Below are 16,825 nucleotides of genomic sequence, written 5' to 3' on the forward strand. Positions count from 1 at the left end.
CTGCTTTATGAAAAATAAAATTATAATACTTGTGTTTTTAATAGGTACATTTTTGTTCGCAGCAAATTTTGGACCTTATAAAATAGCTTCTTTATTTACTGAAAGTATTTCTGAAAAAGAATTGGCTGTTTCAAAAACAGATTCGATTGCTATTGCTAAAAACGAAACTAAAAGCACAAAATCATTTTCTGCAGATATTGCAGAGGGAATAATTGGTGTTGCCGACGATTCTGAAATTGATGAAGCTTATGATAACGTTTTTCATCTTAAAGTTGATGTATTGCCATCCAATGCAGAAAATGCTTATTTGGAATATGAATTATACGGATACGATCAGGCGGCTTCAATTTCAAGAAGTTTAAACAATCAGCCCAGTATTGGAGGACAATTTTTATCCCAAAATAAAAATTGGACCAAACAATCTGAATTACTTTCGGAAAAATCATTGCGAGAAGGAGATAATGTTTTGTTATTTACGGCTCCTGAGGGTGCTTCAAATTCATATAAAATCAAAAATGTCCGCATTGTTTACAAATCTGTTCTTGCTTCAACCAATTTTACATTATTAAAATCAGAGCAAAAACTTTATATTAAAGGGGCTAATTTCCCCTCAAAAATTAAAAAACTAAGCATCGGCGGAATTGCTATTGATCTGAACCAGCCTGAATTCGAATTAGTTTTAGACGCTGCAACCACTGGAAATTCTATTGTTGTTACCAAAGAAACAACAAGCGGAGTTAGCATCAATGAAAAGTTAGATTTAAAGTATTTTTTAAAAGTTGCTACTTTCAGACCTATTGAAAATGCAAAAGAGTGCACTTTCAAAACAATTGATTTTCAAACCGAAAACAAATTAGCATACAAAGAATTTTCAGCTGTTTTTCCAGTTGGAGCTCTAAAAAACAATGTAACGGTCTCTGTTAGCGGTTTACGAAAGATAGACATTGCGCCGCTAAACTCAGCAATGGTGAATGTTACCGGAATAAATGCAGGTTTTAGATTATTGCCACACGGAACTATTTTTGAAAAAGCCATAACCTTATCATTACCATACGACAAAAAAATAATTCCTGAAGGTTATACAGAAAAAGATATCAATGTATTTTATTTTGATGAAAATAAGAGACTATGGCAAGAACTTGCCAAAGATTCACTGGACATTAAACAAGGAATCATTAAGGCAAAAACAACGCATTTTACCGATTTTATCGCTGGAATTGTAAAAATGCCTGAATCTCCCGAAACTTCTGGTTATACTTCAACGAGTATTAAAGATTTAAAAGCGGCTAGTCCACTGCTCGGGATTCAGTCTATAGAGACGCCCTCAGCAAATGGAAGAGGAACAGCAAGTACATCTTTTTCTATTGTACTTCCCAGCGGAAGAAGCGGAATGCAGCCATCATTAAATCTTCAATATGACAGTGACGGCGGGCACAGCTGGGCAGGAATGGGCTGGGATATTTCAGCACCAGCCGTAAGCATAGAAACCCGTTGGGGAGCACCGAGATATGATACAGCCAAAGAAACCGAAACCTATACAGTTGCCGGAGAAGCTTTGATTCCGAATTCACACAGAGCAGAATGGATCGGAAGAACGTCAGACAAACAATTTTATCCTAGACGTGAAGGTGCTTTTCAGCAAATTATCCGTAAAGGATCTTCACCTAAAAACTATTATTGGGTGGTAAAAGATAAAAGCGGTACTGCGAGTTATTACGGTGGTACAACTTCAGGACTTGCCACAAATGGTATTTTGCAGGATGGAAACGGAAATGTCGGATATTGGGCACTTTGCCTTCAGGTCGATTTAAATGGAAATACTGTAGAATACGAGTATGACAAACGCGATGGAGGGATTTATCTTAAAAAAGTATACTATACCGGTTTTGGTTCTCAAAAAGGAAATTACAGTGTTACGTTTGTAAAAAATGGGGATTTAGGAGAAGCAAATCGCCCTGACGTTCAGGTTTCAGCACGATTAGGTTTCAAACAGTTATACAATCAATTACTGCGAAAAATAGAAATACGCTATAAAAATGATATGATTCGCAGTTATGAACTGCAGTATAAAGAAGGTGCTTTTAAAAAGACTTTGCTAAAATCGATTTCAGAATATGATTCGGAGTCAAACTTATTTTATACAAATAAATTAGATTATTTTGATGATATTCGAGATGCTTCAGGAAAATACAATCCATTTGGGCCTGAACAGAGTTGGAATGTGCCGAACGATAATTTAAGAAACAGTTCAATCCCATCTTTCAGTGATGCATTGTTTTCCGGAAAACATTCCTTAGTAAGCAGCACCGAGGGATCAACAACAGGTATTAGTTATAGACTTGGTATAGGTTTAGCAACCAATGCAGGAAGCCTCAAAGGATTTACCGTTGGAGGGCATGGAGGAAACAATTGGGGGACATCTGACACTACAGTTACATTAGAAGATTTAGACGGTGACGGATTACCCGATAAAGTATTCAAAAATAAAAATGGAGTTTACTACAGAAAAAATCTTGCAGGCTCAGGGCAATTGGCTTTTGGAGAGTTACAGGAGATTAATATTAGCGATGTTGGATTCTCAAAATCGACTTCATTCAATTGGGGTGTCGATTTAAATTTAAAATTTGGAAACATCGGTTACGACCAGCAGCGTTCGACCAATAAAACCAAGGCATATTTCATGGATTTTAATGGAGATGGATTAATAGATTTCGTTCGTAATGGACAAGTATATTATAACCGACTAGAAAACGGAATCCCGACTTTTAAAACTAGCAGTACCGGAACTCCATCACCTGTTTTTGGAGGTGGAAACGTGACAATTCCCGGTGTCAGTACAATTTCGATTGAGGAAATAGAAAAACAAAATCCGTTGCATGATGTAGTGCGTATGTGGGAAGCTCCTGTAAAAGGAATTATTTCCATTTCGCATCAATATCAATTAGTGCAGGAATCAACACCGGAAAGAATAAAAGCCCGTGCAGAATACGTCAATAATGCAGGCGCTGATAAAGCAGACGGTGTTCGTTTATACTTTCAAAAAGGAACTCAGCTACTTTGGAACGAAGCCATTGGTGCAACAGATTACAATATCAAAACCAGGCAAAATACTGCAATTGCTGTCGAAAAAGGAGAGCGACTGTATTTTAGGGTAAGCGCTCTGCGAGACGGGAATTTTGATGCGGTTATTTGGGACCCGATTATTACCTATTCACAGGTAAAACAATTCGACAGAGACGTTAATGGAAATGTAGTGGATAGTGATTTTACGGTTCCTGGAACGCTAAAAGATGCTAATTTATATTCATTGGCAACCTATCAGGCGAGTACTGATTTTTTTAGCAGTTCTATGGCTGGAAAAGCTATTCCGGTAGCCGGAAATGTTTTGTTTAAAGGAATATTAAATAAACCCGTTACGTCAGATCATATTAAATTGGTGATAACCAAAAATTATTTGGAACAAACCAATCCGCCGGTAGTTTTATTTGAAAAGACTTTTTTAGCAAATGAAGTTGCTGCTTTTAATTTAGCATCGATAAATCTGCCTGCCTTCGAAGCTCAAACGCAGGTGACCATGGCATTAGAAACACAAACCAATATCAATTGGCAAAGCATTTCTTTTACACCAACCGTTATAGTACCAGCCATTCCCGGTGGAGTTGCGGAGGAAGTTCCAATGGAAGTTTCTCATTTGCTGTATAACAAAAGGGAAGGGAATTACAACATACCAGGTGTTACTTCAACAGTTAGCGGAAAAATAAAATTAAGCATATTGCCACTGGATTTAGTGCTGGCATCTCCTTTTCCTGCGGGAACGGTTGATAATTATAACGGAGAGGTAATTATTTCGGCCAAACAAAATAATGTGCTGTTAGCGCGCAAACGCTACCAGCTTACCGCGGGAACATTGACAGAAATAATCAATACTTTTGATAATTCGGTTGATTATCCATCGGCAATAGCGGGAGCTTCTATTCAATTAGAGGTTACGGTTTCAAATCCGCAATCGGTAACTATTCTTAGAAATTATCCAAAGCTGAATGCCCTGAATATCCAGGTTCAGGCAACGGATTTAAAAAATATAGCGGATCTGACAGATGATGTGGTATGGAATGCTGCTACAGATGATTTTGCGATATACAGCCTTTTAAATCCTGATGAAAGAACCTTAGGATTGTATCAGCGCAATTGGGGAGGATTTGTTATAAACGGAAATCTTGCCACTAATACAATTGACCAGACCAAACTAAAACAATCAGATGCTTACAATACAGAGCCTGATTTGAATAATACCGATCCTGAAAATTATGACGGAAAAGGATACGAAATTGCCGATAGTTATTTTGTTTCCCTGAATCCGTCGTATGCAAAAATGAAGTGGGAAGGTCTGGAAGAGTCTATTTTTATAAAAGGACCAACCATTGGAACTTCAAGATTAGGAGAAGATGACATTTCAGATTATACGGATTTTTCTTTACCAACTTTGGTGGGTGGTAGCACCTCGGCGCTTGATATGATCAGCGAGAGCAAGAGTAAAAGTATCTCAGCAGGGGTTTCTGTAGGTCCGGGTAATTTAGGTTACAGTAAATCTATTGATGGAGATTCATATGTAACCCAGACCATGAGCGACTTTAACGGTGACCGATTCCCGGATTATATTAGGGGCGGAAATGTACAGTTGACAATACCTGTTGGGGCTGTTTCTGATGAAGTAATTAATTTAGGAGATAATTTCAGTCATTCTAAAACAAGTTCTGAAGGACCTAATTTTGGCGGAAGTTATAGCCACGGTGCACCATCCAACTCATTGAGTGTAACTATTGGGAAGGCCAGCGTTAAAAAAGATTCAGCAGAAGGCACAGCCTCAAAAGAAGCTGAAAAAGGAGGAAACAGCATTTCTGTAAGCGCTTCGCAGGGAAAAGGTGAAGACCGCTCGACAATGGTGCATAGTGATATTAATGGCGACGGATTACCTGATAAAATAGCAGATTCCGGAGATGTATTTTTAAATACAGGATATGGTTTTTTACCAGTCGAAAATTGGAATTTTAATACTATAAATAAAGGTAATTCAACCGATTGGAGCGCCGGTTTAGGTTTTAGTATCAAACAAGGTTCGATTTCCGGAGGGGCTAATTATGCCCGATCTCAATCAGATAGTGATGAATCTTTTATGGATATTAACGGGGACGGGCTCGCTGATAAAATAAGATATGTGGGCAATACCATGTTGGTTTCCTTAAATTTAGGAAATTCTTTTGATGCACCAATTGTGTACCCAAGATTTGCCGAAATGAACCAAAACAAAGGAGTAAGCTACGGAATGAATGCAAATTTTTCATTTGATATTATTGTTTGGCTACTTCGTATTACACCAACTATTGGAGGAAATAAAGGATGGAGCACAAACCGCTCTGAAGGTACTTTTACGGATATTGATGGTGACGGAAATTTGGATTATGTCGTTTCTAAAGATGATGGTCACTTAACGGCGCAATTATCAAATATCAAAAGAACCAACAAACTAAAAAGTGTTACAAACGGTGCAGGAAATAGTTATGTTGTAGATTATGAATTATTAAAGCCAAGTTATGACAATCCTTCTGCAAAATGGGTTTTACAATCTGTTGACGTTTTCGATGGGCATGTTGGTGATGGTATCGATCACTCGATAGTTAAATTTAGATACGAAAATGGTTATCATGATCGTCGTGAAAGGGAATTTTATGGTTTTGAAAAAGTAATTGAGGAAGAAATTGATGCGGCCGATAATTCGCTTTTCTCAACAACCGTTCAGGAATTTTACAATCAGGATTATTTCAGAAAGAATCTTTTAAAACATAGTTATACTTTAGACAAGAACGGAAAAATGCGCAAAGAGTCTGAAAACCAGTACAGTTTGATTGATGTGACTACGCAGGTAAATATCCCGGTTTCAGAATTGAATTTGCCTTCGTGTGATGCCAAACGCATTTTTGTGGGACTCGTTCATGCCAATCAAAAAGTATACGAGGCAGGCAGTGATTATTTAGAAACAAATATTTTTAATACCTATGATGCTAATGGAAATATTATTCAGTACGAAGATTTAGGAAACGGCTCTGCTGCTGATAAGGTAACAGCAAAAATAAGCTATTATGAAAGTACAACACCCTATTATGGTGGTATAGCAAAACAATTAGAAGTTTTTACTACGGAAGGTTTACGTCGTAAAAGGGCCACTACAATTAATACCACGACGGCAGAATTAACGCAAATTAGAAATTATAGTGCAGCAGATAAAATTGCCGTTACCGACATCGCCTATGATAGTTACGGAAACCTCGAAAAAATTACAGGGCCTGTAAATCACAAAGGGCAGCGTATGACATTAGAGTATGTATATGATGCAGATAATCATCAATACATGACCGAGATAAAAGATGCATTTGGCTACCAAAATAAAGTAGAATTTGATTATCGTTTTGGGACACCGCTTAAAACGACAGATCGTAATGATCAAAGCACTATTTATACGATAGATGCTAAAGGACGTCCTGCGACTATAAAGGCTCCTTATGAAATTGCTTCTGGTAAACCGTATACAATTGCTTACGAATATTTTCCGGAAGCAAAAGTTCCGTATGCCAAAACCAGAAATTATGATCCTGAACTAGACAAAGACATTGAGACGTATACTTATACAGATGGGTTAGGAAGACCTTTACAGGTTAAAAAAACGGCAAGTTTATTTACTCAGCCAGGCAGTCCGGATCAGGAAGCGCATGTAGTTTCAGGAAAAATAGTTTATGATGGATTAGAGAGACCAATAGCAACCTATTATCCAACAGCGACGACGACTATAGATAACAATTTCAGTACAGCGCTCTCAAATGTAGCTCCAACTAAAACCGATTATGATGAAGTAGGCAGGCCTATAAAAGTGACATTGCCAGACGGAAGTACTAATACCACTGTTTATACTATTGTAAATTATGATGGCCTGCCGGTTTTAAGCACCACGCAAAGAGATGCTTTAAACAAAACAAGTCAGACTTATGCAGATGCTACCGGGCAAAATGTCGCCGTTATACAAAATGATTTAATTACAAAGATTGAAACTAATGCGTTAGGAGAAACAATTAAGGTAACTGACGCTATGGATCATGCTACCAAAATTAGCTACGACTGGATAGGAAAACGAATAGAGTTTACACATCCTGACGCGGGAACAACGACCATGGAATATGATTTGGCAGGTAACTTAACCAAACGTATGACACAAGATTTAAAAAACACGGTTCCAAATGGCGGTGCGATCGAATATGTTTATAATTATAACCGTCTGGAAACTATAAAATATCCTAAAAATCCTCAGAATAATGTACAGTATAATTATGGCAAAGCCGACGGAACTCCATCTCGACGCGGCAGGTTATGGTTTGTTCAGGATGCAACGGGAGGGCAGGAATTTTTCTTTGGAAAACTGGGCGAGATAGAGAAAGAAATACGTACACTTCGTATTACGGCTACCGATGTGCAGACGTATATTTCGCAATTTGAATATGATACATGGAATCGAGTTCAGAAAATGACTTATCCGGATGGGGAGGTTGTAGAATATACCTATAACCGCGCAGGAAACCTGCAAAGCATGCAGGGTAAAAAAGAAAGTCATACCTACGATTATATCAAACAATTAAGTTATGATGAATTCGAACAACGTAAATATTTAAAGTACGGTAATGATACCGAAACCAACTATACCTATGATGCCGTAATGAGAAGATTACAACAGCTACAGGTAAAAAGCGGTGTTAGACAAGTCATAAACAATTCATACGGTTATGATTTGGTTGGAAACGTATTGAACATTAAAAATACAGCTCCAATAGTAAACAATACCTTAGGAGGAACATCTTTGCAGGAATACCAGTACGATGATTTTTATAGATTAAAATCGGCAAAAGGAACTTATCAGGGTGAATTTACAAAAGCAAATTATGAGCTTAATATGACGTATAATAAAATACATAGTATTACGAAAAAAGATTTGCTGCATACTGTAAATAACAAGCAAAAAGGATATGTTTTGGATTACAGCTACGATAACGAACTGCATCCGCATGCGCCGAGTAAAATTGCAGAAACTGCAAAACAAGATCCGCGTGAATATGTATATGATGGAAACGGAAATCCAACCAGTTATATTGAGACCCAAAGTTTCAGAAAAATGACTTGGGACGAAGAAAACCGTTTAATGGGAATTAACGATAATGGAAGAATTTACCAATATTCATATGATAGTAACGGAGAACGTGTAATTAAAAGTTCAGGAGACTCTCAGAACGTGGCAATCAATGGAGAAACTGCCGCGACAATTATACATACGGACGATTATACGGGTTATGTAAGCCCTTATTTTGTTATAAGAAAAGGTAAATTTACCAAACATTATTTTGAAGGAAGCGGGCGGATTGTCAGTAAACTGGGTAACGGAGCTTTTGCCCAGCCGTTAGGTTTAACAGCGGGAGGAGTTAATTACACTAATCTTACCGCTGAACAGCAAAAAGCCTTAGATGCCTATGTGAGAAGTCTTGGATTACCGCCGGGACCTCCGACACAACAAGGGATTTATGCTACACCGGAATTTACAGGAAATCCATATCCGAGTGAGGTGCTTAAACCTGTTGAGGAAAATCAGGAACCTCCGGAAGGATGGCCGAGAAATCCTGTTTTTAATTCGCCGGGAGATGTGCCTGGACCGCCTGTGCAATTTGGCCCGCCTATAGAGCCAACAACGGTAAAAGCTGGAGAAGGTTTTACAGGTATCGGAATGCCTGAGAATGATATTTTTTATTTTCATGCCGATCATCTGGGAAGTACTTCCTATATTACAGCCAAAAATGGTTCAATTTCACAGCACGTAGAGTATATTGCTTTTGGCGAGATTTTGTTTGAGGAGCATTCAAGTTCGTTTTCTTCTCCTTATTTGTTCAATGGTAAGGAGCTGGACAGAGAAACAAACTTAAGTTATTATGGAGCGAGATATCTGGACATGAAGGCTAGTTTATGGCTGAGTGCCGATCCTTTAATGATGAAGGAAGACTTTTTTGATGAGCCTGAATCTACTAATGGAGGTGCATTTAATTCATTTAACTTAGCATCCTATACGTTCTCATACAATAATCCTGTAAAATATATAGACCCTGATGGAGAATGCCCAAATTGTGCAACCGCAGCAGCAGGTGCCTTAATAGGAGGAATTATTGGCGGGGCAATAGAAGCAGGAACTCAATTATATAAAAACGGGAAAGTAGATAACTGGAGAGCCGTTGGAGGTGCAGCTGTACAAGGTGCTGTTGTAGGAGGCGCCGCCGGATTTACAGGAGGTGCTAGTTTGCTTGTGACAGCGGGTGTTTCAGGAGGGGCTAATGCTGTTGGAGGTGCTGCAAGCCGAGCAATTCAGGGGCAAAAAACAACTGTTAGAGATGTAGTTATTGATGGTACTGTAGGTGCTGTTTTAGGAGCTGGAGGCAAACTGGTGGGCAACGCTGTTAAAAATTCAACAAACAATTTGTCCAGAAGTGCTAAAGGAAAATTAGGAGAAGCTATTACCGAAATAAAATATAAAGGTAGAGGTTATGTTAGTCAGGGTAAAGCTGAAGTTTTGACCGGGGGCAGAACTCCGACTGGCAGACAAGCTAAAGCATTATTTGACCATGATATGAAAAATATATTTACAGGACGAAAAATAACAGTCGAAAGTAAATTTAACACATCTGGATTAACAAGAAATCAGAGAACTGCCATTAACAGAGGTGCTAATGTTATAATAGACAGAACCACCAGTCAGGGTCTTGGAAATGCTGCCAAAACAGCTACCGTCGGCGCTGGAGGAGGTGTAGCTGCTCAAAGAAATAAAAAAGATTAATATGAAAGATAATTTTAAAATATCAGATAAGGAACTTCTAGATGCAAGGAATGCTATTTTTAAAAATTATGGTATTCCTGAGCTGGAAAAGAACGGCTATGTAAAATCGCCATTTAAAACTTCTTGGTTTGGACAATACGATTCGAATATTCGTGGATACTCCTATGAATTATGCAAGCTGACAGATCAAAATCAGTTGCATTTTATTAGTGTAAGTATGCTTAAAGGCGAGAAACGTTTAAAAATCAGCTTAAATATTTTTGAACTCAACGAAAAATTAAATTCAGTTGATGACTTGAAGGATTGTGATGGAATAAACTTTCATCTTCCGCCTAATGATTCAACGAGCATGCAATTAAGAAGCGACGATTATAAGGGGCCTCCTTTGTTTTATATGTTATTTCTACCAGAATATATACTAGGAAAAATAAATAGTCAAAGTAGCCTTGAAAAAGAAGTCAGTAAATTAAGAGATTTGATAAAAAAGGATATGGCCAATATTGACTCTTTTGTGAAAAGATGGCATGAATTGCATAAACCATATATAACAGACAAAGAAGGCAACATAGTCAAAAAAGACTAACGTAATGGGGAAAATGTTTGGGATGCTAACGTTTTAAATTTCATTAGCATTGAAAATTGTAATTATATTATATAATTACTGTTTAATTATTTAAATATGAAAAAAATAATATTACTTATAATTACACTATTATTTGCAACAACTGGACATGCTAAATTTATTAAAGCTGTTTTATTTATGGAAGACGGATCAACAAAAAAAGGTCTTGCTGAAATGGTTGAAAGCGATGATTCTAAGGTCTATTTCAAAACAGATGAAGAAGCTAAAAAAGAAAAAATTGAAAGTGTCAACATCAAAAAAATAGAATACGCAGATGGTGAAAGCAAAAAATATATTGCAGAACAATTATATGCCACAACAGCCAACATTTTAACAGGCAAGTTTTCAAGATCTAAGAAAAAAAAGTGGTTCTACATCGTTTATGATAAAAACGTAAAAATAGGTGGCATTGCCTCGGAAGGTGGCAGCCGGCCAAATGCAGGTGGTACAAGTAATGTAGTTACTATTGCCAATACCGCTTATTTTTTTGGCAAAAAAAATAGCGAAGAATTAGTATTTGGTTATGCTACTACAGCATCAAACGGTTTGGCCATAGGAACAGATTCATTAATTAGAAAAATGTCAAAAGAAGCTTTTGCAGATTGCCCAAAACTTATTAAAGCAGTTGAAAAAGAAGATTTTAAATCGGAATCTGTTATGGGTCAATTAAAAACTATTTTTGAAAAAGTAAAATGTAAATGAAACATTTTAGTGGTGAAAATGTGTCAGTTTAATCTTTTTGGTATTCAACTAGATGTGTTGGTGGTTAATTATTTCATTTATTATTTTCACAAAATCAGAGGTTTACAATAAATTTATCGAACCATAAAAAGCCTTAGAAATCTAGATTTCTCAGGCTTTACCTTAAAAGAGCAGGAACAAGACTCGAAGCTGTTAATAAAAAAAGATAATTAGAATAAGGCTGCCCTTCGCGGAGAAAGAGGGATTCGAACTGTAAATCCAACACCTCCTTTATATACTGCAATTTTCAATATTTATGTCAGGTTCAAAATCTAGTGTGCCACGATTTTGCCATGGAATTTTTAAGTGTTTTTATAAATATTGAATGTTTAACTTGTTTAAAAAGAATGCTATAATTTACTTTGTAAATCAAATGTTAATAAAACTTTATAATAAAAAAGCTGAAAATGGCAGCTTTAACTTTTTGTGGCAAAAAGGTAGCAACCCCAAACTTTTCTTTCCATAAAAAATGCCCCAAATAGTGTCTGACTTTTTGGGCATGTCAAAATGAACAGGCTTTCTCTATTTATTCAATCGAAAAGTTAAAGAACATGAGTCGAAGCTCCTCTATTTGGCCAAGCTGTATTTGCATTTGCTAAAAATGATGCATCTAGGTGAATTGGAGGTCTTTTTGTGTTTCCTGTAAAATCTTGAATATTAACTAATGTATTTGCACCATTCTTGATGCTTAAATCTATAAGTGTAGTAATAGTAATGCCAAGATGATCTTATTTTATTGTTAGAATTAAAATTTAATGTTACCCACTTATCAGGCAATCCAAGATCAGAGAATATATTCCTAAAAAACTAGTTTTGAAAAGGTAGTCATTATTCAAAAAGAACCCACTATCAATCCAATTAAGCTGTATTAAATGTCACTATTGGAATCTTAATTTATAAATGAAGTAATGGAGTCAAAAATTTTGAGAGTTATCCTGAGCGTCATAACAATTTTGCTGGCAAGAAATGACGCAAACCTTTGCCCAACAACTAAAGCAGAATGTTTTCGCACAAACATTTCAGGCGGTTACCCTCCCCATTACTGTCTGCGAGACATATAAATAACATTGCGGAATTTTTGATTGCTTTTCAAGAGCTTTACCATCATATCTTGTGTTTTTTAGTTTTTCTACTGGCATAATATTTTTATTTAAATGATTTTTTGAAAAGAAAAGTAAAAGAGTAGCCAGACATGGTAATTATGTAAGAAAGGCTAAAAGATGTATAAAATCAATAATGGCTATACATTCTAATTTTATTAACTAATTTATTATACGAATTAGTAAATTGTAAAAGTCTCAAAACATTGTAGTTTATCTCAGAAATGCCAAAATCAGTAGAATTAATCATTAATGGTCAAAATGAAAAGAAAATTTGAAAAAGAATGGTCTTATCATAACTCAAAACAACGCTCCGCAATTGTTGACAATTTTTAATGAAAAGCAGCTAAATTTAAAGTCAGCTACTGTATGATATGTCAGGTAAAGTAGTTTTGTCAAAGAAGAAACCGGAACAGGCCCTCATTATTCTTTTTCAACCAATGGATTGAGAATGGATATATATTGATTATCGAATTAGTTACTGTTGAGGGGTCAAAAGCCATTAAGAAAATTTTTATTTCTAATTTAGGTAAATAAATTATATGTATCATCTGAAAAGCTGGGATTAATACAAGTCAATATATCACTTAAATTTTATAGAGAACCAGTGTTATTTAAAAATAAAATACTTGATAAAGAACTACTTTAAAATATTTAATAATCAAAAATGACTAAAATGAAAAGTAAAATTTTACTCCTTTTTTTTATCCCTTGTTTGTCCTTTGCCCAGATTGGGATAAATACTACCGATCCCAGAACAACTTTAGATGTCAATGGATCAGTTACGCACAGGGAAGTAAGCTTTACTGTGGCCTCTAATGCAGTCAACATTAATACAGATACTTCGCTGGCCAATATTACAGGTACGGCTACAGGTACTGTAACAGTAACTGCATTTGTTCCAACTATCAATGGCCATATATTAATCATTTCCAATAATACAACAGGAGGTTTTGGTGCGACTTTTTCAGGAACAACAATTCCTAATGCCCAGGCAATAGGTTTTGTTTATACCAATGGCGCATGGAAAACTACAATGGGATCGTCGACTGTATCAACATCCAATCTATACAACAGTGATGGTACTCTGACAGGCAATCGTACTGTTGCACTGGGATCTAATAGTCTTACTTTTTCAGGTACAGGAAGAGTTGAATTTCTAAATTGGTTTGGATTTGCCAAAGACACATACAAGGGGATATCGACTTTATATCCTAATGCTTCTGTTTCAGGTGATTCGTATGGCATGGACCAGGTTTCAGGTGTTCAGAGTGGTACAACTGCAGCATTGCGTTTATTTACTGCAAATGCAGCTTCAGCTCATCTCGCTTTTGGTAAATATACTACTGCAACCGCTTTTACTGAATACGCCAGATTTCATACTAACGGTTTTTTTGGTATTTGGACTGGTAACGGAGTAAGTTCTACCTTGCATGTAAATGGGAGTATTGCCACTAGTATCACGGTTATTTCCGGAAATTTAACATTAGCTGTGAACCATAAAACAGCAATCATTCCGCTTGGATCTGCATTTACCGTTACGTTGCCGGCTGCTAACACAGCAAGCGGGAGAGTTTATACCATTGTCAATAATACCGTTGGGGCAAAAACCATAGGTAGTTATATTAATTTAGCCGGGGCTACTGTAACCACTATCGGTGCAGCAAGCAGTGTAGAAGTACAGAGTGATGGTACTACCAGCTGGCATCAGATACAATAAAAAAAACTTGCTTTAAAGTACTACATAATCTTAGAGGACAATTAAAATGAAAAGTAAAATTCTGCTGCTGTTTTTTATCACATATTTCTCCTTTGCCCAAACGGGAATAAACACCACCGACCCCAGAACAACATTAGATGTCAACGGAGCGGTTACCCGCAGGGAGGTAAGTTTTACTGTGGCTTCTAATGCGGCCAATATTAATACACAAACTTCACTGGCCAATATTACGGGTACTGCTACAAATACGGTTGCGGTAACGGCTTATACGCCGACTATAAATGGGCATATATTAACCATTTCAAATAATACTACAGGCGGTTTTAATGCAACCTTTGCAGGCACTACTATTCTCAATGGGCAGGCCGTAATTTTTGTCTATACTAACGGAGCATGGAAGACGACATTAGGGTCAACTTTAACGACAACCAATATTTATAATAGTAATGGTACCCTGACTGGCAATCGCACAGTAACGATGGGAGCTAATAATCTTACTTTTTCGGGTTCGGGAAGACCTGAATTCCAAGCTCCGGTTGGGATAGGATTCGCTAAAGATACACGCATGGGAATTGCAGCAGTGTATGATGCGTCCACAGGTGACGCTTTTGGTATGGAGAAAGTTTCAGCTGCCCAAACCGGTACGACCGATGCGCTGCGTGTGTTTACATCAAATATTGGATCGGCACATCTCGCTTTTGGTAAATATACTACTGCTACCGCTTTTACTGAATATGGAAGGTTTACTAATGAGGGAAATTTTGGAATTGCTACTAATGCACCAACTTCTACTTTGCAGGTCAATGGCAGTATTGCCAATAGCATGACAGTGATTTCCGCAGACCTGACATTAAATGACACCCATAAAACAGTAATCATTCCACTTGTGTCTCTATTTACCATTACGCTGCCCGTAGCAGCAGCAGTACCGAGTCGAATTTATAGCATTGTCAATAATGCTGTAGTTGCAAAAACCATAGGTAGTTATATTAAGTTAGACGGGAGTTCCGTTAACACAATCAATGCTTCAAGCTGTGTTGAAGTACAGAGTGATGGCACTAACTGGTATCAGATACGATAGATAAATTATTTTAAGCATTTTATATACTTTATGTACAATTAAAATTTTGGTGATTATTCCAATTATTAGCTTGATTACCTATCTAAACTAAAGAAGTTAAGGGGGGCAAAAAGTGAAGCAGATAATGTAGCAGCTGCACCAACCAAGGCAAAGTTTGCTATCGACTTATCCAATCAAAATCAATTTGTGTATTCCAGAAATGTATCTCAATTTGGTCAAAACGGACGCTTTGTTTTTGCGAGATTAAGGTTTGATTCTAGAGTTTCAATGTGCTTCTTCAATTTTGTATCTTAATAGTACCTGAAATCCGATTTTCATTAGTCAAGGCTTTAAATTTAATTTCTGGAAATGAAATTGACATTTTGGATTTTCTATGTACCTATTACATTTCAAAAATGATTTTTTTTTATCCTCTTATAATTATTAAAATCTTTTTTGCAGTCGGGGTATTAATCTATTTCAGATTTGGAGGCGATTAACCGGAAAAGAGGCTCATATTTTTTTATTTGGGGATCCAAATTTTGGCTTACCCCCACCGGTCCAATACTTCCCTGAAGGCAGTATATTTTTTGATTTTGGGTGAACATAAATTGAAGCATTCGTACTTTCATTGGATTTGCAGTATAGTTAAGGTGTTGTTCGACTTCGATCATCATGCCGGGAATGCCATCAATTTTTACTTCATCTGTTCGGATCAGCCTAGACTGGGGAGGTATCATTTGTGCAATCGACTTTTCGTTTAGAACTATTTCATGCTGTTCGTCAGAGAGATCGTAAACTACAATTAGTATTTTTTCATTACCCTTTCCAGAATAACTGGTAAATTGCTGCACTGTCTCGCGCATTTGCGCTTCTTCTGCCAGCCAACTCTTCGGTATTGGCACTTTTAGAGTGGTTTGATCTGCCTTGGAATGGCCTTTTGTTGTAAAAGTTGTAATGTGACCATCGATAATTTCCTCCTGTGGATTATCATGATAAACAAATGACAGGATACTTTTTGATAGTATTGTATCGGTAATAGAGCGGTGTCTGTTGCTGATTTTATTAAGAAAATCAAGTGCATATTTTTCTTTTTCAATTGGATTTTTCAATTGCTCATCGAGTAGAGAATCTATACGTTGTTGTAGCATAGCAAATTCTGAGCCGGTGAGCTCATCTTGTAAAAAACGCTCAATATTTCGTTCTGCTCTTGCCATAGAAATTTCTGAATTCTTCTCTGCCGCTAAAATTTTTGGTTTTAGTGCGGGAAATTGCCTGGCTATAGTTTCAAGAGCTGAGCTTTGTCCCTTGACAAAAGCGTATGTTTCAATGGCTAGCCTAATTTTAGGCGAGTATGTTTGCGCCTGCGGATAGCATAAGACAGGAATTGAGCAAAATATAAATGCCAGTAAAGGAATTATCTTGTATTTTGTAATATTCTGAAAAAGCATTCTTAACGTTTTTAGAAATTAGTAGATTTAGATGGTTTATTATCTTTTAATTATTAGGGAATTTCCATTTATTTGTTTTGTTATTACAAATTATTCCAGCTTACCATACTTAAATAATAATTTCAAATTTGCGAATCAAGATCACGATTTGTTTATATAATTTCAAATGAATATTGTATAATTTTCAGGCACTCATTTAAATAGTCATATTCTAGGAT

General features: G+C 36.5%; 6 protein-coding genes. 5 read left to right on the top strand and 1 reads right to left on the bottom strand.

What is annotated here, in order from left to right:
* Positions 1–7: 7 nt before the first annotated feature.
* The 5 genes from ASC72_RS15140 (at position 8) to ASC72_RS15160 (ending at position 15,177) form a co-directional block, all read left to right on the top strand.
* A complete protein-coding gene (locus ASC72_RS15140) occupies positions 8–9,913 on the top strand; it encodes a SpvB/TcaC N-terminal domain-containing protein (protein WP_056192322.1) in 9,906 nt (3,301 codons plus the stop codon).
* A 1-nt stretch (position 9,914) separates the two neighbouring features.
* Positions 9,915–10,496 carry a hypothetical protein gene (locus ASC72_RS15145; RefSeq protein ID WP_056192324.1) on the top strand — a complete coding sequence of 194 codons (582 nt, stop codon included), beginning with the start codon at positions 9,915–9,917 and terminating at the stop codon, positions 10,494–10,496.
* Between the two features lie 96 nt (positions 10,497–10,592).
* The gene (locus ASC72_RS15150) at positions 10,593–11,237 is read left to right on the top strand and encodes a hypothetical protein (RefSeq protein WP_056192326.1); all 645 of its coding nucleotides are present in this window, start codon (positions 10,593–10,595) and stop codon (positions 11,235–11,237) included.
* A gap of 1,815 nt (positions 11,238–13,052) precedes the next feature.
* The gene (locus ASC72_RS15155) at positions 13,053–14,096 is read left to right on the top strand and encodes a hypothetical protein (RefSeq protein ID WP_082564351.1); all 1,044 of its coding nucleotides are present in this window, start codon (positions 13,053–13,055) and stop codon (positions 14,094–14,096) included.
* A gap of 46 nt (positions 14,097–14,142) precedes the next feature.
* Complete coding sequence (locus ASC72_RS15160; RefSeq protein WP_056192332.1) at positions 14,143–15,177, top strand: hypothetical protein; 1,035 nt, start codon at positions 14,143–14,145, stop codon at positions 15,175–15,177.
* Positions 15,178–15,626: 449 nt separating this feature from the next.
* On the opposite strand, the gene ASC72_RS15165 is transcribed toward ASC72_RS15160, so the two are convergent.
* Positions 15,627–16,607 (bottom strand): hypothetical protein, encoded by a 981-nt coding sequence (locus ASC72_RS15165; RefSeq protein ID WP_056192335.1) that lies wholly within the window; start codon positions 16,605–16,607, stop codon positions 15,627–15,629.
* Positions 16,608–16,825 lie beyond the last annotated feature (218 nt).

It is taken from the genome of Flavobacterium sp. Root420 (genome assembly GCF_001427905.1).
In the GTDB taxonomy this organism is placed as follows: Bacteria; Bacteroidota; Bacteroidia; order Flavobacteriales; family Flavobacteriaceae; genus Flavobacterium.

Excerpts from the sequence above, each read along its gene's own strand:
- ASC72_RS15145 (WP_056192324.1), top strand. The coding sequence starts at position 9,915 with ATGAAAGATAATTTTAAAATATCAGATAAGGAACTTCTAGATGCAAGG.
- ASC72_RS15160 (WP_056192332.1), top strand. The coding sequence starts at position 14,143 with ATGAAAAGTAAAATTCTGCTGCTGTTTTTTATCACATATTTCTCCTTT.
- ASC72_RS15165 (WP_056192335.1), bottom strand. The coding sequence starts at position 16,607 with ATGCTTTTTCAGAATATTACAAAATACAAGATAATTCCTTTACTGGCA.
- ASC72_RS15140 (WP_056192322.1), top strand. The coding sequence starts at position 8 with ATGAAAAATAAAATTATAATACTTGTGTTTTTAATAGGTACATTTTTG.
- ASC72_RS15155 (WP_082564351.1), top strand. The coding sequence starts at position 13,053 with ATGAAAAGTAAAATTTTACTCCTTTTTTTTATCCCTTGTTTGTCCTTT.
- ASC72_RS15150 (WP_056192326.1), top strand. The coding sequence starts at position 10,593 with ATGAAAAAAATAATATTACTTATAATTACACTATTATTTGCAACAACT.